Origin of the sequence: Duganella sp. Root336D2, from assembly GCF_001425005.1 — a bacterium.
GTDB lineage: Bacteria > Pseudomonadota > Gammaproteobacteria > Burkholderiales > Burkholderiaceae_D > Rugamonas.
In genome coordinates this window covers 1-25,727 of the sequence record NZ_LMDB01000007.1, presented here as the reverse complement: position 1 = coordinate 25,727, position 25,727 = coordinate 1, and the positions used below count along the sequence as shown (strand labels likewise).

At 63.0% G+C, this 25,727-nt stretch carries 30 protein-coding genes; 23 read left to right on the top strand and 7 right to left on the bottom strand.

Annotated features, from left to right (window positions below):
• Window positions 1-35: 35 nt before the first annotated feature.
• From ASD07_RS08605 to gpmA, 5 genes are read right to left on the bottom strand one after another with little or no spacing between them, the layout of a single operon-like run.
• On the bottom strand, window positions 36-2,162 hold the full coding sequence (locus tag ASD07_RS08605; protein ID WP_055928086.1) for an amidohydrolase family protein: 2,127 nt from the start codon (window positions 2,160-2,162) through the stop codon (window positions 36-38).
• 16 nt (window positions 2,163-2,178) lie between these two features.
• Window positions 2,179-2,931: a molybdopterin-synthase adenylyltransferase MoeB gene (locus tag ASD07_RS08600; protein ID WP_055928082.1), complete on the bottom strand. Its 753-nt coding sequence runs from the start codon at window positions 2,929-2,931 to the stop codon at window positions 2,179-2,181.
• A complete protein-coding gene (locus ASD07_RS08595; RefSeq protein WP_055928079.1) occupies window positions 2,932-4,341 on the bottom strand; it encodes a S41 family peptidase in 1,410 nt (469 codons plus the stop codon).
• A gap of 16 nt (window positions 4,342-4,357) precedes the next feature.
• The gene (locus ASD07_RS08590) at window positions 4,358-5,821 is read right to left on the bottom strand and encodes a murein hydrolase activator EnvC (RefSeq protein WP_373922076.1); all 1,464 of its coding nucleotides are present in this window, start codon (window positions 5,819-5,821) and stop codon (window positions 4,358-4,360) included.
• Between the two features lie 11 nt (window positions 5,822-5,832).
• Window positions 5,833-6,579 carry a 2,3-diphosphoglycerate-dependent phosphoglycerate mutase gene (gene gpmA / locus ASD07_RS08585; protein ID WP_055928075.1) on the bottom strand — a complete coding sequence of 249 codons (747 nt, stop codon included), beginning with the start codon at window positions 6,577-6,579 and terminating at the stop codon, window positions 5,833-5,835.
• Window positions 6,580-6,682: 103 nt separating this feature from the next.
• Here gpmA and ASD07_RS08580 point away from each other — a divergent pair, with 103 nt between their 5' ends.
• The 5 genes from ASD07_RS08580 to ASD07_RS08560 all read left to right on the top strand — a co-directional run bounded on the left by ASD07_RS08580 (window position 6,683) and on the right by ASD07_RS08560 (window position 9,549).
• Complete coding sequence (locus tag ASD07_RS08580; protein WP_055928261.1) at window positions 6,683-7,081, top strand: rhodanese-like domain-containing protein; 399 nt, start codon at window positions 6,683-6,685, stop codon at window positions 7,079-7,081.
• Window positions 7,082-7,091: 10 nt separating this feature from the next.
• Window positions 7,092-7,352, top strand: a complete 261-nt coding sequence (grxC, locus tag ASD07_RS08575; RefSeq protein ID WP_028103160.1) for a glutaredoxin 3 — start codon at window positions 7,092-7,094, stop codon at window positions 7,350-7,352.
• Window positions 7,353-7,491: 139 nt separating this feature from the next.
• Window positions 7,492-7,983, top strand: coding sequence for a protein-export chaperone SecB (gene secB / locus ASD07_RS08570; protein WP_055928071.1), 492 nt, complete (start codon window positions 7,492-7,494; stop codon window positions 7,981-7,983).
• A gap of 85 nt (window positions 7,984-8,068) precedes the next feature.
• Window positions 8,069-8,515: an SH3 domain-containing protein gene (locus tag ASD07_RS08565; RefSeq protein ID WP_055928066.1), complete on the top strand. Its 447-nt coding sequence runs from the start codon at window positions 8,069-8,071 to the stop codon at window positions 8,513-8,515.
• A gap of 5 nt (window positions 8,516-8,520) precedes the next feature.
• Complete coding sequence (locus ASD07_RS08560; RefSeq protein WP_055928063.1) at window positions 8,521-9,549, top strand: NAD(P)H-dependent glycerol-3-phosphate dehydrogenase; 1,029 nt, start codon at window positions 8,521-8,523, stop codon at window positions 9,547-9,549.
• Here the strand turns inward: ASD07_RS08560 and ASD07_RS08555 are convergent.
• Complete coding sequence (locus ASD07_RS08555) at window positions 9,530-9,862, bottom strand: cupin domain-containing protein (protein ID WP_055928059.1); 333 nt, start codon at window positions 9,860-9,862, stop codon at window positions 9,530-9,532. The two genes, ASD07_RS08560 and ASD07_RS08555, sit on opposite strands and share 20 nt — an antisense overlap.
• A gap of 47 nt (window positions 9,863-9,909) precedes the next feature.
• Complete coding sequence (aqpZ, locus tag ASD07_RS08550; protein WP_055928056.1) at window positions 9,910-10,599, bottom strand: aquaporin Z; 690 nt, start codon at window positions 10,597-10,599, stop codon at window positions 9,910-9,912.
• Window positions 10,600-10,781: 182 nt separating this feature from the next.
• On the opposite strand from aqpZ, the gene ASD07_RS08545 reads away from it, so the two are divergent.
• From ASD07_RS08545 to ASD07_RS08460, 18 genes are all read left to right on the top strand, one after another.
• The gene (locus ASD07_RS08545) at window positions 10,782-11,282 is read left to right on the top strand and encodes a helix-turn-helix domain-containing protein (protein ID WP_055928053.1); all 501 of its coding nucleotides are present in this window, start codon (window positions 10,782-10,784) and stop codon (window positions 11,280-11,282) included.
• Window positions 11,279-12,967: a long-chain-fatty-acid--CoA ligase gene (locus ASD07_RS08540; RefSeq protein WP_055928051.1), complete on the top strand. Its 1,689-nt coding sequence runs from the start codon at window positions 11,279-11,281 to the stop codon at window positions 12,965-12,967. The genes ASD07_RS08545 and ASD07_RS08540 overlap by 4 nt, the downstream gene beginning before the upstream one ends.
• A gap of 55 nt (window positions 12,968-13,022) precedes the next feature.
• Window positions 13,023-13,952: a diiron oxygenase gene (locus tag ASD07_RS08535; protein ID WP_055928048.1), complete on the top strand. Its 930-nt coding sequence runs from the start codon at window positions 13,023-13,025 to the stop codon at window positions 13,950-13,952.
• A gap of 86 nt (window positions 13,953-14,038) precedes the next feature.
• Window positions 14,039-14,812 carry an enoyl-CoA hydratase/isomerase family protein gene (locus ASD07_RS08530; RefSeq protein WP_055928045.1) on the top strand — a complete coding sequence of 258 codons (774 nt, stop codon included), beginning with the start codon at window positions 14,039-14,041 and terminating at the stop codon, window positions 14,810-14,812.
• Window positions 14,809-15,327 carry a thioesterase family protein gene (locus tag ASD07_RS08525; protein ID WP_055928042.1) on the top strand — a complete coding sequence of 173 codons (519 nt, stop codon included), beginning with the start codon at window positions 14,809-14,811 and terminating at the stop codon, window positions 15,325-15,327. Before ASD07_RS08530 ends, ASD07_RS08525 begins: the two co-directional genes overlap by 4 nt.
• 12 nt (window positions 15,328-15,339) lie before the next feature.
• Entirely contained in the window at window positions 15,340-16,608 is a 1,269-nt protein-coding gene (locus ASD07_RS08520) for an FAD-dependent oxidoreductase (protein ID WP_055928038.1), read from the top strand.
• Window positions 16,609-16,716: 108 nt separating this feature from the next.
• Entirely contained in the window at window positions 16,717-16,908 is a 192-nt protein-coding gene (locus ASD07_RS08515) for a hypothetical protein (RefSeq protein WP_055928036.1), read from the top strand.
• Window positions 16,905-17,669, top strand: coding sequence for a hypothetical protein (locus ASD07_RS08510; RefSeq protein WP_055928033.1), 765 nt, complete (start codon window positions 16,905-16,907; stop codon window positions 17,667-17,669). The genes ASD07_RS08515 and ASD07_RS08510 overlap by 4 nt, the downstream gene beginning before the upstream one ends.
• Before the next feature lie 85 nt (window positions 17,670-17,754).
• Window positions 17,755-19,005, top strand: coding sequence for a DUF3472 domain-containing protein (locus ASD07_RS08505; RefSeq protein ID WP_082507219.1), 1,251 nt, complete (start codon window positions 17,755-17,757; stop codon window positions 19,003-19,005).
• Between the two features lie 131 nt (window positions 19,006-19,136).
• On the top strand, window positions 19,137-19,403 hold the full coding sequence (locus ASD07_RS08500) for a DUF2282 domain-containing protein (RefSeq protein WP_055928030.1): 267 nt from the start codon (window positions 19,137-19,139) through the stop codon (window positions 19,401-19,403).
• A complete protein-coding gene (locus ASD07_RS08495; protein ID WP_055928027.1) occupies window positions 19,403-20,164 on the top strand; it encodes an alpha/beta fold hydrolase in 762 nt (253 codons plus the stop codon). Before ASD07_RS08500 ends, ASD07_RS08495 begins: the two co-directional genes overlap by 1 nt.
• A 28-nt stretch (window positions 20,165-20,192) precedes the next feature.
• Window positions 20,193-20,462, top strand: a complete 270-nt coding sequence (locus ASD07_RS08490) for a hypothetical protein (protein WP_055928024.1) — start codon at window positions 20,193-20,195, stop codon at window positions 20,460-20,462.
• 19 nt (window positions 20,463-20,481) lie between these two features.
• Complete coding sequence (locus tag ASD07_RS08485) at window positions 20,482-21,300, top strand: DUF692 domain-containing protein (RefSeq protein WP_055928021.1); 819 nt, start codon at window positions 20,482-20,484, stop codon at window positions 21,298-21,300.
• A complete protein-coding gene (locus ASD07_RS08480) occupies window positions 21,297-22,037 on the top strand; it encodes a putative DNA-binding domain-containing protein (RefSeq protein WP_055928018.1) in 741 nt (246 codons plus the stop codon). The genes ASD07_RS08485 and ASD07_RS08480 overlap by 4 nt, the downstream gene beginning before the upstream one ends.
• Window positions 22,030-22,596, top strand: coding sequence for an alpha/beta fold hydrolase (locus ASD07_RS08475; protein WP_055928015.1), 567 nt, complete (start codon window positions 22,030-22,032; stop codon window positions 22,594-22,596). The genes ASD07_RS08480 and ASD07_RS08475 overlap by 8 nt, the downstream gene beginning before the upstream one ends.
• 24 nt (window positions 22,597-22,620) lie before the next feature.
• Window positions 22,621-23,112 (top strand): DoxX family protein, encoded by a 492-nt coding sequence (locus tag ASD07_RS08470; RefSeq protein ID WP_082507218.1) that lies wholly within the window; start codon window positions 22,621-22,623, stop codon window positions 23,110-23,112.
• Window positions 23,113-23,427: 315 nt separating this feature from the next.
• The gene (locus tag ASD07_RS08465; RefSeq protein ID WP_055928010.1) at window positions 23,428-24,792 is read left to right on the top strand and encodes an integrase family protein; all 1,365 of its coding nucleotides are present in this window, start codon (window positions 23,428-23,430) and stop codon (window positions 24,790-24,792) included.
• A 20-nt stretch (window positions 24,793-24,812) separates the two neighbouring features.
• On the top strand, window positions 24,813-25,310 hold the full coding sequence (locus ASD07_RS08460; protein WP_055928007.1) for a hypothetical protein: 498 nt from the start codon (window positions 24,813-24,815) through the stop codon (window positions 25,308-25,310).
• Window positions 25,311-25,727 lie beyond the last annotated feature (417 nt).

Sequence of the window (25,727 nt, the reverse complement as noted above, 5' to 3'; positions counted from 1 at the left end):
GATTCACTAAAAATTAAACTGGCAGTATAAGTGATTCAATCGTGCTTGCGGCCAATTGCGCCTGCGCGGCGCAACAGTCCGTCGTTCGAGCCGGCGATATTCGACGGCACGGCTGGCAGCGGCCTCACCACCGGTACCTGGGCGACGAATGGCTTGATGCCCAGCGCCTCGTCCACCTCCTTAGGATAGACCACCTGGCCGCGCGTGATGACGGCAGCTACCTTGCGCAAGTCTTCGATATCCCTGGTCGGGTCGCCATCGACCAGCACCAGGTCGGCCAGCTTGCCGGTCTCGATGCTGCCGCGGTCGGCGCTGGTGCGGGTGTAGCGGGCGCCGTTGCGGGTGGCAACCTGGATCGCTTCGGCCGGGCTCAGGCCGGCTTTCACCAGCAGCGCCAGCTCGGAATGCAGGGTGAAGCCTGCCAGGTCGTCGGTGCCGGCCACGATCGGCACGCCGGCTTTATGCAGGATGCCGACGAACTGCACCATCTTGGCGAAGGACTTTTCGTAGCGCGCCTGGGTCGCCGCATCCGGGATCTTCATGGTGCCGACGTGGAAGCCGCGCGCCACGTCGGGCGGCATATTGTCTTCCACCGCCGCCCACGGCTCGTTGACGTCGCCGTCCTTCTGTTTCAGGAAGGCGAAGGTAGCCAGGGTCGGGTCGATCACGATCTGCTTTTTCTTGAGCGTGGCGACAAAGTCTTTCACTTCCTTCGAGTTGAAGTCCAGGCCGGCGACTTTTTCGGCCGGCAGGTAGAAGCGCTCCAGGCTGCGCGTTTCCACGCCCGGCTTGAACAGGAAGTTCAGCATCACCTGGTTGATGTGCTGCAGCTCGTCGTAGCCGGCATCGAGCGCCTGCTGGGCGCGCAGGCCGGCCGGCACGTGGCCGGAGACGCGCATGCCGCGCGCATGGGCGTAGGCCACGGTGTCCTTCAGGATCTCTTTCGGGAAGGAGTTGTAGATCTTGAGCTGCGGGTAGCCATGTTCGGCATACCAGTCGATGGCGCGCCTGGACTGCTCCAGCGTTTTCACCACGAAGCCGCCGTTGGAGGAATACGAGCTTTCGCCCTCCAGGAAGCCGGCCGGCACGATCTGCGGCCCCAGCAGCTCGCCGTCGTCGGTTTCGTCGATCATCATCTGCAGCTGGGCGTTGTCATTGCCCATGTCGCGCAGCGTGGTCACGCCGGCGGCAACGTGCAGCGCACCTTCCCAGCGGGTGATGTGGCCATGCATGTCGAACAGGCCCGGCAGCATGATGCGGCCGCCGGCATCGATCTCATTGACGGCGCCGCGTACCGGCGAGCCGGCCGGCAAAATGGCCGAGATGCGCCCGCGCAGCACGTACACGTCGGACGGCGCGCCGACGGTGGCTTTGCCGCTGTCGAAGATGCGGGCGTTCTTGACCACGGTCAGGCCTTGCAGCGGATGCTGCAGCTTGGCGGCCAGGTCGTTCAGCATTTTCGCTTCGGCGACTTTCTGGCGCTCGGCCAGCACCTTGCCGTTGTCCTGCCAGCCCTCGATGGCGAACACATAGGTGCCCGGCTCCACCACGGCAAACAGGGAAGGATTGGCGCCCTTGGTGATCCACAGGAATTTCGGGCTCAGCCCAAGGCCGGTCTGCGCCACCAGCTGCACCTGCTGCGACTGGCCCTTGGGACCTGCAACCTGCACTTCATCGAGCACGGTTTGCTTCAGGGTGCCGGAAGGCAGCAGCGGGATGCTGGCCGACCGCGTCCTGGCCAGTGCGGCAATCGCGCGCGAGTCCACTTCGAAGCTGCCGTTCAGCGCCACGTACACGGCCGGGCCGCGCACTTCCTGCGCGCCCTGCTCGGTGGTGGATTTCCACTGCGCCTTGTCGCCCTTGCGCTCGAAGGTCTCGTCCACCACGGCGCCGAAGGTCGAATTGCCCTGGGAGTGGTAGTAGGACATGGTGCCGTCGGGCGCCAGGCGGAATTCCTCGGTCAGTTCAGGGCCGCGGCCGTTGTCCTTGTAGATGTAGCGAACCTTGGTCAGGCCGTCGTCGTGGTTTTCCACCACCTGCTCGCCCATCTGCTTGCCGTTGTTCTCGGAAATGATGACGTAGCGGGTGGTTTGCGTAACGGCTGCCTGTGCGCTGAACGCACTCGCAATCGCCAGCGCCAGGACGGCGGAAACTCGCTTCATTTGTGGGATCTCCAGTTTATTGATGTGGTGTCCCGCACACAGGGCAGGCCTCGTTGCGGGTGATGCTGATGCTGTTCCACTCCATGCGCAATCCATCCAGCAGCAACAGGCGGCCGGACAGCGATTCGCCGATTCCCATCACCAGCTTGAGCGCTTCGGCCGCCTGCATGGCGCCGACCACACCCACCAGCGGCGCGAACACGCCCATGGTGGAGCAGGCCACATCCTCGAACGGCTGGTCTTGCGGGAACAGGCAGGAGTAGCAAGGGCCGGCCACCCTGGTATCGAACACGCTGACCTGGCCGTCGAAGCGGATCACGGCGCCGGACACCAGCGGCACGCGGTGCGCCACGCAGGCGCGGTTGACCGCGTGGCGGGTCTTGAAGTTGTCGCTGCAGTCCAGCACCACGTCGTGCTGCGCCACCAGCGCTGCCAGGCGCGCATCGTCGGCCCGTTCGACCAGGGCGTTCACGTGGCACTCGGGGTTGATGGCGTTCAGCGTGGTGCGCGCCGATTCAGCCTTGGGCTGGCCGACACGCGCGGTGGTGTGGGCGATCTGGCGCTGCAGGTTGGTCAGGTCGACGCAGTCATGGTCGACGATGGTCAGCTGGCCGATGCCGGCCGAGGCCAGGTAGAGCGCTGCCGGCGAGCCAAGGCCGCCGGCGCCGATCACCAGCGCCCTGCCCTGCAAGATCGCCTGCTGCCCCTCGATGCCGATTTCGTCGAGCAGGATATGGCGCGAATATCGCAGCAGCTGCTGGTCGTTCATCTACTTCGCTGCCAGCTCAGGCTTGGAAGCTGTCTTTACCGGCAAACCCTTGAAATGGCGCAGCGCCTGTTCCAGCTGGAAGTCGTCCTTGCCGCCGAATTCGAAAGGCTTCTGCTTTTTCGCGGCAGCCAGCAGGCGCTGCTCTTCCTCCAGTTCGTCGCGGCGGATGCGCCCTTGCTTGTCTTCCTCGCCCTCGCTGTTGACCAGGTGCTTCTGCAAATCGGCTTCGCGCAGGCGCAGGCTGTTGATGGCATCGCCCTCCGCGGTTTCATCCACCAGCACGTCCGGCACGATGCCCTTGGCCTGGATGCCGCGGCCGTTCGGCGTGAAGTAGCGTGCGGTGGTCAGCTTGACGGCCGAATCGGCGGTGATCTGGCGCAGCGTCTGCACCGAGCCCTTGCCGAAAGTCTGGCTGCCCATGACGATGGCGCGCTTGTAATCCTGCAGCGCGCCGGCCACGATTTCGGAGGCCGAAGCGGAGCCGCCGTTGACCAGCACCACCATCGGCACCGACTTCAGCGCGGCCGGCAGCTTGGCCAGCGGGTCGCCGCCGCTGCGGCTGGAATAGTTTTCCGAGGTGGCATGGAAAGCCTGCCTGGAATCGGCCAGCTGGCCGTCGGTGGACACCACCAGCGCATCCTTGGGCAGGAAGGCGGCCGATACGCCGACCGCGCCCTGCACCACGCCGCCCGGGTCGTTGCGCAGGTCCAGCACCAGGCCTTTGATGTTCGGGTTCCTGGCATACAGGGCGCCGAGCTTCTTCGCCATGTCTTCCACCGTCGGCTCCTGGAATTGCGAGATGCGCAGCCAGGCGTAGTCCGGCTCCACCATCTTCACCTTCACGCTCTGCACGCGGATTTCCTCGCGCACGATGGGAATCAGGAGCGGCTTTTCTTCATCCTTGCGCGACACCGTCAGCACCACCTTGGTGCGCGGCTCGCCGCGCATTTTCTTGATCGCCTCGTCCAGCGACAGGCCTTTCAGCGGCTGGCTGTCGAGGCGGGTGATCAGGTCGCCCGCCTTGATGCCGGCGCGCCAGGCCGGCGAATCCTCGATCGGCGCCACCACCTTGATGTAGCCGTCTTCCACCCCGACTTCGATGCCGATGCCGACAAACTTGCCGTGGATGGATTCGCGCATTTCCTTGAATGCGCTCTTATCGAGGTAGGTGGAATGCGGATCGAGCGAAGAGACCATGCCGGCGATGGCGTCCTGCAGCAGCTTCTTGTCGTCGACCTGTTCGACGTAGTCGGACTTGATCAGGCTGAAAACTTCGGACAGGGTGCGCAGTTCTTCCAGCGGCAATGGCGTGGCGGCCTTTTGCGCAAGGGCGGAAAACTGCATCGAGACGGCTATGCCAGCCACCATACCAAGGCCGACCAGGCCCAGACTCTTCGTTTTGTTGCCCATTGATTGCTTTCTGGCGCTAGAACTTGACCCACCCGGCCGGATCTATCGGCTTGCCCTGGTGGCGCATTTCAAAGTATAAACCCGATTCTTCATAGCCGCCGGTATTTCCGACGGTGGCGATCACCTCGCCCGCTTTCACCACGTCGCCCGCGCGTTTCAGCACAGACTCGTTGTAGCCGTAGCCGCTCCAGTACTGGCCGCCGTGGTCGATGATAATGAAATTGCCGTAGCCGCGCAGCGATGTTGCGTACACTACGCGGCCCGCCGCCACGGCGCGCACTTCGGCGCCGGCGGCGGCCTTCACCACCATGCCTTTCCAGGCCACGCCCTCGGCATTCTTGCTGCCGAAGCGCTTGTCCACCTTGCCGGAGACCGGCGCCGGCAAATCGCCTTTCATGCGGGCGAACACGCCGTCCGGCACGACCGGCGCCAACGCCACTTCGGATGGGCGCGGCGATTTCTCGTCGCGCTGCTCGGAAGGTTCCGGCTTGGTGGCGACCTTCGGCTCGTCTTCCGCCGGCAGCGGCTTCGGCACCGGCTTGCCGGCTTTTTTCGCTTCCTGCGCCAGGCGTTCGCGCTCGGCCTGCGCCTTGGCACGGGCCAGGGCGCGCGCTTCCGCTTCCGCCCTGGCCTTGGCGGCCCGTTCCGCGGCCAGCTTTTCCTGGCGCGCTTTTTCGGCGGCGGCGATGCGCGCCTGTTCTTCGATCAGCTTGTTCAGTTTGTCGACCAGCGTATCCAGGCGCTGGGCATCCTGCTCCATGCGGCCGGCTTCCTTGCGCTGCGCCAGCAGCTTCTTCGACAGGCTGGCCAGGGCGGCGGCGCGGCGGCCTTTTTCCTGTTCCAGCTTGGCTTTCTGCTGCTTCTCTTCCTCGGCGATTTCGTCCAGTTCCTGCTTGGCGTTTTGCGCTTCGGCCTGGTTTTCCTCGACCTTTTTCAGGTTCGCGCGCAGCGAATCGAGCAGCTTGGCCTGCGACTGCGACACATAGGCCATCAGTTGCAGTTCGCGGTTGATACGGTTGGGATTGTCGCCCGACAGCAGCAGCTTGATGCGGTCTTCATTGCCGGCCACGTACTGCTCGCGCAGCAGCTTGGCCAGTTGCTGTTTCTGGGCCGCCACGGTGGCGGACAGGCGCAGCTGCTCGGCAGCCAGCTCGGCCACCTTGCTATTGATCTGGGATTGCTCCGCCGCCAAATCGCGCAGGGTGCGATTGGCGTCGGAAATGGCTTCCTCCGACTCGGCCAGCGTATCGGCCGCGTCTTCCTTGGCGCTCTCGGTCTTGCCGATTTCCGCCTTCAGGTTGGCCAGCTTGCGCGACAAGGCCGCCCGCTCCGTCTCGGCAGCAACTTTTTGCTTGCTGCGTTCGGTCGGTTTGGGAGCGGCCCGGGCAGCGTCGGCGCCATGCACGGCGCCCAGCGCCAGCAGCAGGGCCAGCGCCACGCCGCGCCAATTCCGGGCGCGGCCGCGGCGAGTCGGATGCAGCGCCACGGGGATTACTTGGCCTTGCCCTGGTTGGCCACGGCTGCCTGCGCGGCAGCAATGGCTGCCGGGTCGCCCAGGTAGTAGTGCTTGATCGGCTTCAGGTCGGCATCGAGTTCGTACACCAGCGGCTGGCCGTTGGGGATGTTGAGGCCGACGATTTCCTCGTCGCTGATGCCGTCCAGCATCTTGATCAGGGCGCGCAGGCTGTTGCCGTGGGCCGAAATCAGGATTTGCTTGCCAGCCTTGATGGCCGGGGCGATGTCATCGTTCCAGGCCGGCATCACGCGCGCCACGGTGTCTTTCAGGCATTCGGTCAGCGGAATGGAATCTTGCGGCAGGCCGGCATAGCGCGGGTCGTTGAAGGAGGCGCGCTCGTCGCCCGCTTCCAGTGCCGGCGGCGGGATATCGTAGCTGCGGCGCCATACCAGCACCTGCGCATCGCCGAACTTGGCGGCGGTTTCGCCCTTGTCCAGGCCTTGCAAAGCACCATAATGACGCTCGTTCAGGCGCCAATCATGCTTGATCGGCACGTACATTTCATCCATACCGTCCAGGGTCAGCCACAGGGTGCGGATGGCGCGCTTGAGCACGGAGGTGTAGCACAGGTCGAAGGAGAAGCCGGCATCTTTCAGGATTTTACCGGCAGATTTGGCTTCGTTGACGCCTTTTTCGGTCAGGTCCACATCGGTCCAGCCGGTGAAGCGATTTTCCAGGTTCCAGGTGGACTCGCCGTGACGCATGAATACGATTTTATACATAGAGCTATAACAATAGAGTTGGAAATGGGTGAAAATCGCCGCCGAAGCCACGAACAAGCATCTATTTTATAATGCGCAGATTAAGTTCAACCATTGGATTACCGTGAAATTCATCATCGACAATATTTTTCTGATCGCCATCGCCCTCGTGTCCGGCGGCGCCCTGCTGTTCCCAGTCCTGACCCAGCGCGGCAAAAAAGCCTCGCCAGCCGAAGTCACCATGCTGATCAACCGCGGCAAAGCCGGCATCCTCGATGTGCGCGCCAAGGACAAGGCGGAAAGCCGTATCATCGATTCCAAGCATATTCCCCTGGCCGAACTGGGCAACCGCATGGACGAACTGAAGAAGTTCAAGGACAAGACCCTGGTGGTGGTGTGCGATAAAGGGATCAGCGCCTTCAGCGCTGCCCGCATGCTGGAAAAGTCCGGTTTCTCCGACGTGGTCGTGATGGAAGGCGGAATCGATGCCTGGAAGTCGCAAAACCTGCCGCTGACAAAGTAAAGGAGTTGCCATGACTGCCAACGTGACCATGTACAGCACCCTGGTGTGCCCATATTGCGTGCGCGCCGAGCGTTTACTGGAAAGCAAGGGTGTCACCGCCATCAACAAGATCCGCGTCGACCTCGACCCGGCCCAGCGCCAGCTCATGATGGAAAAGACCGGCCGCCGCACCGTGCCGCAGATCTATATCGGCGACACCCACGTTGGCGGATTTGACGACCTGTATGCCCTCGACCAGGCCGGTGGCCTGGACCCCTTGTTAAAAGCTTAAACGCCCCCAAATACAACGGACAAGCGGGCGAAAGGTTGGAAAATAAACTAGTTTTGCTACAATTGCCGTCGCGTTTGACTTGGGCTTACCCCCGTGGCCTGGACAAGCATTAACTATATAACTGATACGAAAGCGTTCCATGTCTGAAGAAAACCTGCAACCCGTGTTCCAAATCCAACGCGTCTACCTGAAAGACATGTCGCTGGAACAGCCTAATTCCCCAGCTATCTTCCTGGAACAGGAAGCCCCTTCGATCGAAGTGGCACTGGACGTTGGCGCTGAGCCGCTGTCCGAAGGCATCTTCGAGTCCACCGTGACCGTGACCGTGACGGCCAAGATCAAGGACAAGGTCGCTTTCCTGGTTGAAGGCAAGCAAGCCGGTATCTTCGAAGCCCGCAATATTCCAGCCGAACAGCTGGACCCGCTGCTGGGCATCGGCTGCCCGAACATTGTGTACCCATACCTGCGTTCCAACATCGCCGACATGATCACCCGCGCCGGTTTCCCGCCGATCCACCTGGCCGAAATCAACTTCGAAGTGTTCTACCAGCAGCGCCTGGCAGCCATCGCCCAGCAGCAAGCTGCTGACGCTGGTGCGACCCCGGTCGAAGGCTCGGCAACCGTACAGTAATACTTCTGCGATATCATGGGGAACCACGGTTCCCCCGCATGCAAAGGCCCCAGTGGGCCTTTGCGCATTTTTAAGGTCTTAATCGATGAATTTACGCCGCATTGTCGCCATCGCCGCAACGCTGCTGGCCTGCGCCAGCGCCCAGGCTATCGACTACCGGTCGGTAGGCGCCAATCCTGCCGTGCTGTACGGCGCCCCGTCGACCATGGCTGCCAGGCGCTTCATCATCCCTTCCGGCGCCCCGCTGGAAATCGTGCTGACTTACGGCGAATGGGTCAAGGTACGCGATATGGCCGGCGACCTGGCCTGGACTGAAGCCAAGGGCTTGAGCAGCAAACTGCGCAACGTCATCGTGCGTACTGCCAATACCAAGGTGCGCGGCGCGGCCGACGAAAGCTCGCCGGTGGTGTTCGTCGCCGACAAGGGCGTGCTGCTGGAGCTGACGGAACCTGCGGCCAATGGCTGGACCAAGGTAAAGCACCGCGATGGCCTGGTGGGCTACGTGCGCAGCAATGACATCTGGGGTAACTAAGCAAGATGCCGCAAGGACATAAACGCAAGATCAGCGTGCTGGGCGCCGGCGCCTGGGGCACCGCCGTTGCGATCGCGGTCGCCGCGCGCCACGACGTGGTGCTGTGGGGCCGCAATGCCGCCGCGATGGCTGAAATGGATGCCGCCCGCGACAATACGCATTACCTGAAAGGCTACCCTTTCCCGCCTGCGCTGCAGGTGGCTTCCGACTTTGACGCTGCCGTGGCCCATGTGGGCCAGGACGGTTTGCTGATCGCCGCCTGCCCGGTGGCCGGCCTGCGCCCGCTGCTGCATGCGCTGAAGGACAGGCAGATCCCGAATATCGTCTGGCTGTGCAAGGGCTTCGAATATGACACCGGTATGCTGCCGCACCAGATCGCGCGCGAAGTACTGGGTGAAGGCGTGCCCTCTGGCGCCCTGTCCGGCCCTTCGTTCGCGCAGGAGGTGGCCAAGGGCCTGCCTTGCGCACTGACCATCGCCTCCAGCAACGCCGCCCTGTGCGAACTGGTGGTGGGCGCGGTACACGGCGGCACCATGCGCGTCTATTCCAGCGAAGACATGGTCGGCGTCGAAGTGGGCGGCGCGGTGAAGAACGTGCTGGCCATTGCCACCGGCGTGGCCGACGGCATGGGCCTGGGCCTGAACGCGCGCGCCGCGCTGATCACGCGCGGCCTGGCCGAGATCACCCGCCTTGGCAGCGCGCTGGGCGGGCAGGTCGAGACTTTCATGGGCCTGACCGGGATGGGCGACCTGATCCTGACCTGCACCGGCGACCTGTCGCGCAACCGCCGCGTCGGCCTGGGCCTGGCGCAAGGCAAATCGCTGGACACCGTGGTCAACGAACTGGGCCATGTGGCCGAAGGCGTGCCTTGCGCCAAAGCGGTGCGCGAACTGGCGCGCCGGCTCGGGGTCGACATGCCGATCACGAATGCCGTCGCCAGCGTGCTGTTCGACGGCCTGCAGCCGGCCGACCTGGTGCAGGGCCTGCTGGCGCGCGACCCGCGCTACGAAAGCTTTAACCCGGCAGCAAAATAGTCAGCAGCAACAGGGAGTCGGCGTTCGCCTGCAATGCATGGGGCGCGCCGCCTTCCAGGCACAGCAGCTCGCCCGCACGCAGGATGGTGCTGCGGCCGTGGGCGTCGAACGACACTTCCCCTTCCAGGCATTGCAGCGTGATCTGGCCGCGCACCGCGTGTTCCGGCAAGGCCCGGCCGGCGGGCACGGTCATGCGGATCAATTCGAGCTGCTCCGTCTTGGCCAGCGCAATGGAAGAAAATTGCGACAGGCTTTCCCCGGTCTCGCGGCTGATCCGGATCACTTGCCCGGATGATGCATGTGGTAGCGCCATATACCCTCCCTGGAGAATCCCAATGATAGCAGCAGGCGCCGCCGCGCTTATTTCTGTTCGCCGCCGATAAAGCGGTAGATGCCGGCCCCGACGCCGGCGCCGATCAGCGGCGCCACCCAGAACAGCCACAGCTGCGCTACGGCCCAGCCGCCCACGTACAGCGCCACGCCGGTGCTGCGCGCCGGATTGACCGAGGTATTGGTGACCGGGATTGAGACCAGGTGGATCAGGGTCAGGCACAGGCCGATGGCGATCGGGGCGAAGCCGGCCGGCGCGCGCTTGTCGGTAGCGCCCAGGATCACCAGCAGGAAGAAGGCCGTCATCACGATTTCGGTCACCAGGGCCGCCACCAGGCTGTAGCCGCCCGGCGAATGCTCGCCGTAGCCGTTGGAAGCGAAGCCGGCCGCAACGTCAAAGCCGGCCTTGCCGCTGGCGATCAGGTACAGCACGCCGCCGGCGGCGATGCCGCCCAGCACCTGCGCCATGATATAGCCCGGCAAATCCTTGGCCGGGAAACGGCCGCCCAGCCACAAGCCGACCGACACCGCCGGGTTCAAATGGCAGCCTGAAATATGGCCGATGGCGAAGGCCATGGTCAGCACCGTCAGGCCGAAGGCCAGCGATACGCCATGCAAGCCGATCCCCACGCCGGGGAATGCCGCCGCCAGCACCGCGCTGCCGCAGCCGCCCAGGACCAGCCAGAAAGTACCGAAGAATTCCGCACCCAGTTTTTGCATTGTCAGGCTCCATTGAGAGTTAGTAATTGTGCAAACAGACTAACTATAAATGGAGCAAATGACAACGGTGTGATGTGTTGCATCGCAGAAAAATAGAGCGACCGTTCTAGAAAATTCGCTTGTTTTACGCAAGCGATTTCAATAGAGTAAATGTTATATATTTACTACCAAAACGGAAGCCAATGAGCAAAGGTTCGTTTGCCGGGATGAATTGCCCCATCGCCCAGACCCTGGAACAGGTCGGCGAATGGTGGACCTTTGTCATCCTGCGCAACGCCTTCTGCGGCATGAGCCGCTTCCAGGACTTCCAGCGCCACCTCGGCATCAGCACCAATATCCTGGCCCGCCGCCTGGGCAAGCTGGTGGAAAACGGCATCCTGCTGCGCCAGCCATGCAGCGAGGATGCCCGCATCGTCCACTACCGCCTGACGCCCAAGGGCCATTCGCTGTATCCCATCCTGGCCGCGATGACGGTGTGGGGCGAGCAATGGGTGCCGCATCCGGACGGACCGCGCATGACGCTGGTGGAACGTGCCACCGGGCTGCCCGTGGCCGGGGTCGGCATCCGCGCTGCCGATGGGCGCGACCTGGCGCCGGCGCAGATCGATACGGTGGCCGGCCCCGGCGCCGATGACAAGACGCACGCTTTGATGCGCATGAGAGAGGAGACAAGCAAAAAATGAATACCGATAAAGTCTGGCTCAAGTCCTATCCCGATGGCATTCCGGCCACCATCGATCCCGGCCAGTACCGCTCCCTGCCGCACCTGCTGGAAGAATCCTTCGCCAAATTCGCCGCGCGCAAGGCCTATGCCTGCATGGACAGTGCCATGAGCTACCGCGAGTGGGAAGAGCACTCGCGCCACCTGGCCGCCTGGCTGCAGCAGCACGGGCTGGCCAAAGGCGCCCGGGTGGCGGTGATGATGCCCAATGTGCTGCAATACCCGGTCGCGGTGGCGGCCATCCTGCGCGCCGGCTGCACCGTGGTCAACGTCAACCCGCTGTACACCGCGCGCGAACTGGAGCACCAGCTGACCGATTCCGGCGCCGAAGCCATCTTCATCCTCGAGAACTTCGCCACCACGCTGGAAAAAGTGCTGCCGCGTACCAGCGTGAAGCACGTGGTGGTGGCCAGCATGGGCGATTTGCTGGGTTTCGCCAAGGGCATGCTGGTCAACTTCGTGGTGCGCACGGTGAAGAAGATGGTGCCGCCTTTCAGCCTGCCGGGCGCCGTGCCATTCCGCGAAGCCTTGCGCCAGGGCGCCCGCCAGAGCCTGCGCCCGATGCAGCTTGGCCACGACGACATCGCCTTCCTGCAATACACGGGCGGCACCACAGGCCTGTCCAAAGGCGCCACCCTGAGCCACCGCAACGTGATTGCCAATATGCTGCAGAACGATGCGTGGGCCGGGCCGGCCCTGCTCAATGCAGCCAAAGACCAGCAGGTGGTGACGGTCTGCGCGCTGCCGCTGTACCACATCCTGGCGCTGAACGCCTGCATGCTGATGGGCGCGCGCTGGGGCGCGATGAACCTGCTGGTGCCCAATCCGCGCGATATGGCCGGCTTCGTCAAGGAGCTGGCCAAGTACCGCGTCAACTTCTTCCCCGGCGTGAACACGCTGTTCAACGCCTTGCTCAACCAGCCCGGCCTGGCGCAGGTCGACTTCTCCGGCCTGCGCATCACGCTGGGCGGCGGCATGGCGGTGCAGCAGGTGGTCAGCGAGCGCTGGCTGGCCGCGACCGGCAGCCCGATCCTGGAGGGCTACGGCCTGTCGGAAACCTCGCCGACGGCGACCCTGTGCCGCCCCGACCAGAACGGCTTCAGCGGCACCATCGGCCTGCCGGTGCCCTCGACCGAAGTGGCGATCGTCGACGACGACGGCAATCCCCTGCCCTTCGGCCAGGCCGGCGAAATCGCCATCCGCGGCCCGCAGGTGATGGCCGGCTACTGGCAGCGGCCGGACGAAACCGCCAAGGTCATGACGCCGTCCGGCTACTTCAAGTCGGGCGATATCGGCATCATGGATGAACAGGGTTATGTCCGCATTGTCGACCGCAAGAAGGACATGATCCTGGTCTCCGGATTCAACGTTTACCCCAATGAAGTGGAAGGCGTGGTGGCTGCCCACCCGCTGGTGCTCGAATGCGCCTGCATCGGCGTACCCGACGCCGGTTCGGGCGAAGCCGTCAAGCTGTTCGTGGTGCGCAAACACCAATCGCTCACCAGCGAGCAGCTGATGGACTACTGCAAACAGCAGTTGACCGCCTATAAGAAACCGAAATACATCGAGTTCCGCGACGCCCTGCCCAAGACCAATGTGGGCAAGATCCTGCGCCGTGAGCTGCGCGACGAAAAGGTCGCGGCGTAAGTTTTTGCTGCATTCCCTGTACTGCCCCCGAACATCTCAATAACAGGAGTTAAGTATGGAAGCCAGTATTGCCGCAGTAAGCCAACCTAAAACCAACCCTATCGTGCTCGATGAGAAGCGCCAGAAGACCGTGCGCACCCTGATCAACGCCTCGCACCGCAAGCTGCTGTTCCTCGACCAGGTGGTCGACTGGGAAACCGGTATCGACTTTTCCAAGCCGCCCAAGGTGGCCGAATCGAGCTGGATCTACGGCACGCCCTACTGGGACGCGCTGACCGAAGCGCAGCGCAACGAAGTGCTATGGCTGGAGACCGGCCGCGACGTGTCCTACTTCATCTGGCTGGAGCAGACCCTGCCCGAGCTGTATGTCGGCTACGTCAACCAATACCACGGCGTGCTGAGCGACGACGTGCGCGAATACCTGATGGTGTTCTCGCGCGAGGAGATCGTCCACACGCTGATGTTCCGCCGCTACCTGGACAAGGCCAACCTGCGCCTGTGGAGCCATCCGGAGAACATTCCCAACTACTCCCTGTTCGAGCGCCAGCTGGCCGGCAAGCATCCGGTGTACGGCATCTGCTGGAACCTGCTGATCGAATGGTTCGCGGAACTGAACTCGATCTTCCAGACCCAGACCGACGGCATCGACCCGCTGACGCGCAAGATGTTCAAGGAACACCACCTGGAGGAAGTGCGCCACATCGCCTTCGCCAAGACCATTTGCGAAAACTACTTCGAAGCTGCGCCGAAGGAAGAAATGGCCGAGATGTGCGAGTTCTTCCAGAAGGGCTACGGCTTCCTGCTGGACGAATACACCTACATGCCGGAAATCGCCCTGCATGCATCCTTCGACTTCCCGATCAAGCCGGGCGACACCGACAAGATCCGCGAAGTGCGCAACTCGCCGAACAACCAGCGCCTGAATGAAGCCCGCTTCCGCGACGTGCGCGAGTGGTGCCTGAAGCACAACATCATCAAGCAGTAAGCCCCTTCATCCCTGGACGGCAGCTTCCATGGCGCAGCGCGCGCCAGGGACGGCTGTCGCCGTTTCACGAAGAATCTGGAGCAAGCATGATCGATATCATTCCCCACGATTCCGGCATCACGGAATTGCGCATCGCCCGGCCCCCGGTCAACCTGATCGACGTGGGCGTGCTGAAATCCCTGCGCCATGCGCTGGCCCAGGCCGACGGCGCCGGCCAGCGCGGCATCATCCTGTCCGGTGCGCCGGGCGTATTTTCCTCCGGCGTGGACGTGGCCGCGCTGGTCGGCGGCGACCGTGACGCGGTGCGCGAATACTGGCAGCAGGTGTTCCTGCTGGCGTCCGAAATGGCCCTGTCGCGCCAACCGATCTTTGCCGCCATCACCGGCCACTGCATGGCGGCCGGCGCCCTGCTGGCCGTGTTCTGCGACTACCGCGTGATGGCGCAAGGCCCCTGGCAGGTCGGCCTGAACGAAGTACGGGTCGGCGTGGCGCTGCCGGACTGCTTCCAGGTTGCGCTGCGCCGCGTGGTGGGCGCCCTGCAGGCGGAACGGCTGCTGGTGTTCGGCCGTATGCTGTCGCCGCAGCAGGCGCTGGATGTGAACCTGGTGGACGAACTGGCCGAACCGGCGCAAGTGGTGGCGCGCACGCGCGAGCGCCTGCAGGAGCTGCTGTCGGTGCCGCCGCAGGCCCTGGTCAGCACGCGCGCCATCGCCCGCCGCGACCTGCGCGACGTGTTTGCCGACGTCGATGCGCTGCCGGTCGATGAATTCGTCGACGCCTTCCTGCAGCCGGAAACCCAGCAGGCGCTGCGCCACGTCGCCAGCCGCATGCGCCAGCCCGCTGCCACCGCTGCACGATGAACCTGTATTTCCGCCTCTTGCTGGTCTGGCTGCGGGCCTGCTTCAAGCCCGCCATCCAGGTCGGCGACATGATCGAGATGCAGCTCACCGTGCTGCCCAATGACCTGGACTTGAACGGCCATATGAACAATGGCCGCTACATGACCATCATCGACCTGGCGCTGGTCGAATATATGACCCGCGCCGGCTTCATGCGGCCGGCCCTGAAGCGCGGCTGGCGCCCGATGCTGGGCGGCTCGATGATCGCCTTCCGCCGCGGGCTCAAGCCGTTCCGCCGCTATACCCTGCGTTTCTGCGCCCTGTGCTGGGACGAGCGCTGGACTTATATCCGCTTCGAATTCGTGCGCGACGGGGAGGTGATGGCGGTCGGCCACACCAAGGGCGGCATTGTCGGCCCATTCGGCGTGGTGGGCAGCAATGAAATGTGCGCAGTACTGGGCGTGGATCCGGCTTCGCCGGTGTTCCCGCGCTCGGTCACGGCCTGGATCGAAGCCGACCGCCTGATGCGGGCCTGAACTGGAGAACCAATGCAAGCCATACAATCGATCGCCGTCATCGGCGCCGGACCGGCGGGGCTGACCGCCGCCGACACCCTGCGCCAGCTGGGCTACAAGAAAGTCACCGTGTTCGAACAGGGTACGCGCGTGGGCGGCAAGGTGTGCACCGCGCAGACGCCCGCCGGGCCGGTGGAGCTGGGCGCCGTCATCGCCTCCGCCGAATGCGAACTGGTACTGGGACTGGCGCAGCGCCTGGACGTGCCGCTCGCACCGTACCCGGTGGAGCAGCGTTTCCTCGATGAGCAAGGCGTACGGCACGATGCCGCGTCCTTCCTGGCCGGCCGCTACAGCGCGGATGAAATCCGGCAAGCCATCGTCAACTATGGCGCCGCGCTGGAGCGCTATGCCATGGTGCGCTACGACACCCTGGCCGGCATGCCGCGCGCACTGCATGAAACGTTCGATCGCTTCGCCGCCAGCCACGGCTTCACGCCGGTGGCCGAACTGGCGCGCGGCGCACTGGTGGGCTTCGGCTACGGCTATTACGAAACCGTGCCGGCACTGTATTTCATGAAACTGATCCCGTGGCTGTTCCGGCCCGACGGCCAGGGCGGCCTCGCGCCGGGCAGGTTCCACGTCTTCCCGCGGGGCTTCCAGGGCTTGTGGGAAGCACTGGCGCGTGAACTCGATGTGCGTCTCGGCGCCGCCGTGACGGCACTCGACAGCCAGCAGGGACGCCCGCTGCAGCTCACCGTCAATGGCCGCGACCAGCACAGCTTCGATGCAGTCGTGGTGGCGACGCCGCTGCACACGGCGGGCAGTTTCCTGCCGGCCGGCAGCGAAGCCACAGCGATGTTCGCGCAATTGCGCAGCAACCGCTACCTGGTCAGCGCCTTTGCCGCCAGCGGGCTGCCAGGCGGGGAATTCCTGTTCCTGCACCAGAACGAGCGCCCCGAACGCATCGGCCATATGAATGCCTGGGCCAACCGCAATCCTGCCCAGCCCATGTACCTGGGCTGGCAATTGGCCGGCGACGCAGCCAGCACCGGCGAGCTGCGCGAACTGCTGGCAGGCGACATTGCCGCCCAGGGCGGAACGCTGGCGCGCGTAGTCATGCAGCAGGAGTGGGACTACTTCCCCCATGTCGACGGCGCGGCCCTGGACGCCGGCTATTTCGAACGCATCGACGCCCTGCAGGGCCAGGGCCGCGTCTATTACGCGGGCGGCGCCCTGAACTTCGAGACAGTCGAACACAGCGCGCGCCAGGCACGGGCCCTGATGCGCCGCCATTTCGGCTGAGCGCACAAAGGGCATCCCTTACGGTTTGTGCCTATGGAAAAACGACGAGGGCGGAGCCTATAATGGCTGCGCGAACCGGCACGCCATTGCCGCCCTCGGAGATACCGCATGAAACACCTGATCGTTGCCAGCCTGGCCCTCGCGCTGACCGTGCCTGCATTTGCAGGCACCACCCACGCCAAGGCCTCCGCCACCCATCACAAAACCGCGTCGACCACCTCCAAGCACCACGTGGCCAAGAAAAAAACCTCCGCGCATCATAAGACCGCGAAGGCAAGCACCCACCACAAGCACGCATGATTTTCGTCTGGGGCAGGAAGGCGGTCTACACCCACGCCGGCTACGTCGCCGATTTTTGCCCCGTATGCCGGGCAAGCCGTGCGTTTTCCGTACAACGCATCGGCATGGCCTGGCATGTGTACTACGTCACCGTTTCCAAAGGCGAGCTGGCCGGATACCAGCACACTTGCTGCGATTGCGGCATGGCGCTGCCCATGGAAGTCGGGCACTACACCCAGCTGAGCGCCGAGCAGCTTCCGCTGGCGCAGCTGGAGCAAACCACCAATCCCCATTTGTCGATCCGGCACGCCGCTGCGCTGGCCGCTGCTGCGCGCCTGCGCGAAGCGCCGCTGCTGCTCGATGAGTCGGAGCGCCGCCGCCAGCTCGATGCCGCCCTGCGCCTGCAGGCCGATGCACTCGACGCGTTCGAAGCGACCACCCGCCTCGACCGCGAAGTATGGTGGACCATCGGCGGCGCATTCGCGTTTTGCACCCTGGTGCTGGCGTCCCTGCGCCAGCAGGCGCCGGAAAATATGGACACCGGCTTCATCATCGCCTTCTTCCTCAGCCTCGGCGCCGTCGCCTGGCAATTGAGCCAGATGGGAGAGCGCTTCCTGCGGCGCGACATCCTGCCCAAGCTGGCCCGTTCACTGGCGCCGCTGCAGCCCAGCGCGGCGGAACTCGATGAAGCCTTCGACCGCATGCGCGAGCAGGGCCGCAAGCTGGCCAGGCGCATCGATAGCGTGCGCGTGCAGCAAGCCATTGCCGCCCTGCGCGCTTAAGTGAGGCCTGCGAATTATATTGCGTTAACTTTCGATACATCGTAGTTTACCTTTCGCATTGCAAATAATTTGAAAGTATACGAAGATGAAACGAAGAATTTCGCTGTTAATCCTTGCGTTTTCCGCCATCACGGCACTGGCGGGCCAGCCGGCCGCAAGCGGCGACGCCGTCGTCGCCCTGGCCGGCAATGGCTTTGTCACCCGCACCGATTCCGGTTCGACGGAAGTCATTAACAGTAGCGGCTTATCCAACTGGACCAGCGCCAACGCCGTCACCAGCATCTGGTTCCGCATGGCGGCCGCAGGCAATGCCACGCTGTCGCTCGATGCGAGCCTGGGCGGCAGCAAAACCAGCAAAATCCGCGTCACCGCCAACGGCACGCCGTTCGACATCACGTTGACCAAGGGCCGGAGCAAGACTTACGCCGTCGGTACCATCAACGTACCGGCCGCCGGCTATGTGCGGGTTGACCTGCAGGGCATCAGCAAATCCGGCACCTACTTCGGCGAAGTATCGGCGCTACGCGTCAATACCGGCACGGCGCTGAACTACGCCGATGACGCCGCCAACTACTACTGGTCGCGCCGCGGTCCATCCGTCCACATGGGCTACACGGTACCGGCCAACACCGAGTACTTCTACAACGAAATGACGGTACCCGCCGGTGAAGACAAGATCGGTTCCTACTTCATGGCAAACGGTTTCGACGGCGGGTATTTCGGCATCCAGGTGAATTCGCCGACCGAGCGCCGCGTGCTGTTCTCGATCTGGGATGCCGACAGCGGCGCCAGGACCACGCTGGTGCGCAAGGGGCCGAACGTGGTCGACAACACGTTCGGCGGCGAAGGCACCGGCGGCCAGTCCTACCTGCTGTACAACTGGGTAGCCGGCAATACCTACCGCTTCATCACCCGTATCCTGCCGGACGGCGCGGGCGGCACCGACTTCTCGGCCTGGTTCCATGCCCCCGAAACCAATGCCTGGCGCTTCATCGCCACCTGGAAGCGCCCTGCCACCACGACCTACCACGCGGGCGTCTACTCCTTCCTGGAGAACTTCCTCGACAGCCAGGGCTACCTGGGCCGCAGCGTCCAGTTCAATCAGCAATGGGCGCGCAGCACCGGCGGCAACTGGAGCGAAGTGCTGACGGCACATTTCACCGGCGACGCCACCGCCGCCAACGCCCAGCGCATGGATTACGCGGGTGGCTTGCAGAACGGCAGGTTCTACTTGCGCAATGGCGGCTTCTTCAGCCCGAACGTGCCGATCAACCAGAACTTCACCCGCCCGGCAACGGGACAGGCGCCAACAGTGGATATCGGCACCCTGCCGTAGACATTTTTGTATCCCAGTGTATCTGGCGCCATGCCAGATACACAACTTGCGAAAACACCCCACGCCACCGACACAAGCGATACACACTGCCCCCTTAATCTGGTCACACCTTAACCAAGGAGACCAAGATTATGAAAACCACTTACGCAGGACTGGCAGCCACCCTCGCAATCGCACTGTGCACCTCCGCCGCACACGCCGCGGAACCCAAGAAAGAAATGGAGAAGTGCTACGGCGTGTCGAAGGCCGGCCATAACGACTGCGCCGCAGGGCCGGGCACCTCGTGCGCCGCAACCTCCAAGATCGACTACCAGGGCGACGCCTGGGTACTGGTCGAAAAAGGCACCTGCACCTCGATCAAAACCCCTAAGGGCTTCGGCTCGCTGAAGGCCAAGTGATGCAGCGCGCCATTGCATCCGCGATCGCGCTGGCCGCAGGCCTTGCTGGCGCGGCACATGCCGCCGCCCCGGCCGCCCAGCCGGCCGCGAAGAACATTGTGATCGTGCCCGGCGCATTCATTGACGCATCCAGCTGGCGCGTGGTGCACGACACGCTGCGCCTGAAGGGCTTCAACGTCACCGTCGCCCAGTTGCCCCACACCTCGCTCGACGACGACATTGCCATCGCCCGCAAGGCGATCTTCCAGCAGTTCGGCAATGTGATCGTGGTCGGCAACGGGATCGGCGGCGCGGTGATGTCGAACGTAGCCACCGGAGAGAAGGTGAAAGCACTGGTGTATGTCGCTGCCCTGATGCCTGAAGTCGGCGAAACCGCGCAGCAGCTGCTGTCGTCGATGCCCGGCGCCGGCGAAGGCGTGAAGCCGGACCGCGCGGGCTTCCAGTTCTACGACGCCGCGCGCTTCCACGCCGACCTGGCAGCCGACCTGACGCCGAACCGCGTCAACTTCATGGCGGCCTCGCAGGTCCCGGTCAGCAACGTGCTGATGGGAACACCAAGCTGGTTCGCCACATGGCACCAGAAGCCGAGCTTCGGCATCGTCGCCACGCAAGACCGCCTGGTGAACCCGGAACTGCAGCGCTGGATGTACCAGCGCGCCGGCGCCAAGGTTACTGAAATTGCAGCAAGCCACGCAGTACAAGTTTCGCAGCCGGAAGCGGTCGCGAAAGTCATCGAAGACGCTGCCCTCAGCGTCCTGTAAGTCCCACCTCAACCAAAGGAGATACATCATGAGCATCGCTACCAAAACCCGCACTGGCCTGGCCGGCGCCGCCGCCCTGATCGCACTGGCTTCCCTGTCTGCACCATCGTTCGCCGCTGAAAAAGTGAAGGAAGAACCGGGCCGCTGCTACGGCATCAACACCTGCAAGGGCACCAGCCTGTGCGCCACCGCCAAGAACGACTGCAAAGGCCTGAACCAGTGCAAGGGCACCGGCGTACTGGTGAAAACCCCGACCGAGTGCAAGGCACTGGGCGGTTCCCTGACCGAAGCCAAGTAACATCCGACGGAGGCACGCCATGCACGCCCATCGCTTTGGCCTCGGCCTGCGCCGCGAACACTACCGCGATTTCCTCGACGGCGACATCGAGGTGGATTTCGTCGAAGTGATCTCGGAGAACTTCATGGTCGCCGGCGGCCAGCCGCGCGACATCCTGCGCCGCGTGAGGGAGAAGCATCCAGTGGTGCTGCATGGTGTGTCGATGTCGCTCGGTTCCGCCGACGGTTTGCGGCCGGACTACCTGGCCCGCCTGTGCGCCCTGGTGGCGGAGATCGAGCCGATGTTCGTCTCCGACCACCTGAGCTGGTCGCGCATCGGCCGCTTCAACTCGCACGACCTGCTGCCTTTGCCTTACACGCAGGAGGCGCTCAACATCATCTGCAACAACATCGACCAGGCGCAGGAAGCGCTGGGGCGCACCATGCTGGTCGAAAATCCATCGAGCTACCTGGCGTACGCCGAATCGACCATGACGGAATGGGAGTTCATTGCCGCCATGGCCAAACGCACCGGCTGCGGCTTGCTGCTGGACGTGAACAATGTCTTTGTCAGCGCCAGCAACCACGGTTTCGATCCGCTCGATTTCCTGCGCGGCGTGCCGATGAACCGCGTTTGCCAGATCCACCTGGCCGGCCACAGCCAGGGCGACGGCCTGCTGATCGATACCCACGACAGCGCCGTCAACGACGCCGTGTGGGCGCTGTACCGGCAGGCGATTGCACGCTGCGGCCCGGTCGCCACCATGATCGAACGCGATGGCGATATTCCGCCGCTGGCCGACCTGCTGGCAGAACTCGATACCGCGCGCCGCCTCGCCGCGCACAGGGAGGCAGCATGAACCTGGCCGATCTGCAGGGCGACTTCCACGCCATGCTGGCCGCATCCGCGCCTGGCATAGGCGTGCCGGCCGGCCCAGGCCGCGCCGTGTACCAGAACAACTACCGCGCGCAACTCGTGGGCTGCCTTGAAGAGAGCTACCCGCAACTGCGCGCCTTCATCGGCGAAGAGGCCTTCCTGCACGCCGCCGCAGCGCACATCAAGCGCCGCCCGCCCCATGCCTGGACACTGGACGCCTACGCCGACGATTTCTGCGATACGCTGCAAGCCCTGTTCCCCGAAAACCCGGACCTGCACGAACTGGCCTGGATCGAACATGCGCTGGGCCAATCGTTCATTGGCCCTGATGCAGCTCCCGTCGCCGCCGGTGCACTGTCGGCCGTCGACTGGGACCACGCGCACCTGAAGCTCACGCCAACGCTGCACCTGCGCACCGCCAGCACCAACGCCGCCGACCTGTGGTTCGCCCTGCGCGACGGCAGCAGCACGGCAGAAGGCGAAATGCTGCCCGCTCCCGGCGGGTTGCTGGTATGGCGGCGCGGCTTTGTCTCCTGCCTGCGCGCACTCGATGCAATTGAATTTGCCGCCTTGACGCAGCTTCAGCGCGACGGCAGCTTTGTCGGCTTGTGCGCCCTGCTGGTAGAGCGCATCGGCGAAGAGCAGGGCATCGCCAGTGCCGGCGCCATGCTGGCCGACTGGCTTGGTAGCGAACTCATTACCGGAGTTGATCATGAATGAAACCCGCCGCCTGTTCCTGCTGTCCGCCCTCGCCGGCCTGGCAGGCACCGCCAGCCTCGCCTTCGCCCCGGCGCTCGCCGGCGCAGCCCTGCCAATCCGCAGCGCCACCGAGGTCCTGCGCGCCGTCGCTGCCGCACAGCCAGCGCTCAGCTACCACGCCGCCGGTCCCGACGACGGCCGTCCCATCGTGCTTGTCCGTAGTCGCGGCGACAGCACCGAAGGCCACATCGAAACGGCATCGCTGCTGGCCGCGCAAGGCTACCAGGTTCTGCTGCCCAACCTGCGCGAATCGGATGCCGCCACGCTCGGCCAAGACCTGCTTGCCTTCATCGACAGCCTGCATATTCCGGAAGCAGTCTTTATCGGCACCGGCCAAGGCGCCCAGGCGGTACGCGCCGCGGCAAGCCATCGCCGCACCCGCTTCATCGGCCTCGTGCTGGCAGACGGCGGGGCTGCACCCACAGCTGGCGCGACAATCGGCCTCGCCACTGGCGCTACCCCGCAACAAATTGCCGACGCAGCCATCACGCTTGCGCGCCAAGCCAAATGGCGCACCTGACACCAGACAAACACGGAGACCACCATGAACCCCAACTTCGCCCAATCGCCACGAGTTGCAAGTGCCACCGCAGGTACGTTCTCAGGCCGCATCGCAGCACTCCACGCCCTCGCGGCACGCCTGCTGCCCGTATCCGTGCAGTTGCTCGTCGCACGCCTTGGCGTCGCCGCCATCTTCTTCCTCTCGGGCCGCACCAAGGTCGAAGGCTGGTTCACGCTCAAGGATTCGACGGTCGACCTGTTCCGCTACGAGTACATGTTGCCCCTGGTCCCGCCCGAGATCGCCGCCCCGCTCGCGACATTTGCCGAACACGCGCTGCCGCTGCTGCTGGTCGCCGGCCTGTTCACCCGCTTCGCCGCCTTTGGCCTGTTGGTCATGACCGCCGTCATCGAAATCTTCGTCTACCCGCAAGCCTGGCCCACCCACCTGAGCTGGGCCGCCCTGCTGCTCCCCCTGATTGCCCAGGGCCCGGGCAAGTACTCGCTGGACTATCTGTGCAGGCGCCAACTGTCATGACGCTGGAGGACACCAGAGTCTTCCTGGCGCAGTGGTGCGGCAGACAGGGCCCAAATGAAAAAGCCCAGCCGGTGAAGGCTGGGCTTTTGGGATGCTGGTGCCGGCTGCAGGACTCGAACCCGCCACCTGATGATTACAAATCATGGAAAGTCGCAAATCCGCTTCATTGATTCTGCTTCCCTGAAACTCACAACTCAAGTCAAATCAAAGACTTAGAAATTATCGTTGATTGATTTGCATTGACCAATCTTGCCCGTTATACTCCGCGACGGGTTACATGGTGGTTACACGAGCAAATCTAACGACGACAGAGTAATGGCGAAAGTGAATTTCACAGCAGGCCGAGTAGCAAACTTCCAATGCGAGCCAGGCAAAAGTCAGTCCTTTCTGTGGGACAGTGGTGCCCCCGGCTTAGGCTTGCGCGTGACGGCGAAGGGCGCACGCTCATACATGTTCCAAGCCAAGCTGCGCGGCGAAGCCATCCGCATCACAATCGGAGACCCTGATACTTGGCCCATTGATGCGCCGACCGACGGCAAAGGTAACCCTGTTGGAAAAGGTGCCAGGCAAGAGGCGCGTCGCCTGAAAACGCTCATTGATGATGGCAAAGACCCACGCCAGGTAAAACAAGACCTACTCGCGGAAGAGCGCGCCGTTCGAGAAGCCAGAGAGAATTTGGCACGAGAGGAACAGGCCAAACAACAACGCGAATCCATCACTTTGGCAAAGGTATGGCACGCATACGTGGAAGACCGCACTCCCCTTTGGTCCAACCATCATATCGTCGCGCACCGCAAAATCATGCAACTTGGCGGTAACAAACGGAAGCGCGGCTCGGAACTTACTGTCGCTGGCCCTCTAGCTGCGCTAGCGGACGTACGCATGTGTGACTTGACGATGGAACGTGTCGAAGAATGGGCGAAGAAAGAAGCAATCGCTCGCCCCTCAAGCGCACGATTGGCAATTCGCCTACTTAAAGCGTGCCTTAACTGGTGCGCACAGCACCCTACCTTTTCCAGTGTCGTCGCGACAAATGCCGCAAAAAGCGGCAAGGTACGTGAGGTATTGGGCAAGCCGAAGCTGCGAAACGATGTCCTGCAGCGAGAACAGTTGGAATCCTGGTTTGCGGCCGTAAGGAAAATTAAAAATCCTGTCATCGCCGCGTATCTGCAATGCCTTCTTCTGACAGGGGCTCGCCGTGAAGAACTGGCCTCGCTGAAATGGGAAGACGTGGACATGCGCTGGAAGAGCCTGAAATTGGCAGACAAGATTGAGGACTTCCGAATGGTCCCACTGACCCCGTACGTGATGAGGCTCATTGCAAGCCTGCCCCGGCGGAATGAGTGGGTCTTTTCTAGCCCTGCATCCGAGTCCGGCCGCATCGCCGAACCGCGCATAGCCCATAACGAGGCGCTAGTGATTGCTGGGCTTCCCCACCTAACATTACATGGCTTGCGCCGTTCGTTTGCTAGCCTCTGCGAATGGATCGAAACCCCAAGTGGGATTTCAGCGCAGATTCAAGGGCATGCTCCGCAAGGCGTACGGGAGCAGAATTACATTCGCCGCCCCCTGGACCTACTCCGCATGTGGCACTCAAAGATTGAAACTTGGATGCTCGAACAGGCCGACATTGAACCGTGCGTGAACGAAGAGCCAGTGCGATTGCACGCAATTGGATAAACATAGGAACTCCGCCTTTCATGAAGTTCGTAGACGCAAAAAATCAATCCGAGGACAGTAGCCCCTCGTACCGCTTGGACGATTTGGAATTTGATTTCGAAGGGTACTTCGACCGCTTCCGCAGCGGCAGTTTGACTGAGATTGAACGCGAAGAGTTCTGTGCAAGAATTTTAGGGATGTTCTGCCGCGACATCTTCGCCCAACGAAAGCCACCTGACTGGGTTCTGAATTTCATTGCCAGCGAATTTTCAAACGTCTTGTATGGAAAGCCGTGGGTGGATGCGTTTCCGCTTCCTTGGACAGAACAAACAAACGTGCTGACCCGCGCGGAGGAACTAGCCATGCAAATCGCATGCGACGTTGCGAAAATTCTTAAAGCTGAAGAAGGTGCGAAAGTCACCACGACAATCTCAAGGGTAGCTTCAAATCACAACGTCTCGTATGAAACCGCGCGGGCAGCATGGTACTCCCGACGGAATGCCTTTGAGTGGTTTCTAAATTCTGATTCTAAAAATTAGAAACCAAATCTATAAAGCTTTAACCTGCCCAAAAACATACTCTTTCATCGTCTTATATCCATAGAAAGGAAGACGATGAACACCAGTTTTACCGCACTCTCCAATGAGAACCGCGCAGTGCTAAGCACTAAGGAAGCCGCCTACCACCTGGGCCGGCGCCCCCAAACACTGCTGAAGTGGGCATGCTACGAAGCCGGACCTATTCGCCCCGTTCGCATCCATGGCCGCTTGGCATGGCGCGTTGAGGACCTCAAGCGCATCCTGTGCGGGGGCGTGTAATGGACTCCCGCCAATATAACCTGCCGTTCGAACCGGAAAACGTAAGCGTCAAAGCAGCGCCGTCTTGAGCGCCACGCTGCTTTAACCGATGATGTTCCCAACACCGCTGGGAAGCGGAGTTTAAACGCCGGAGAATTT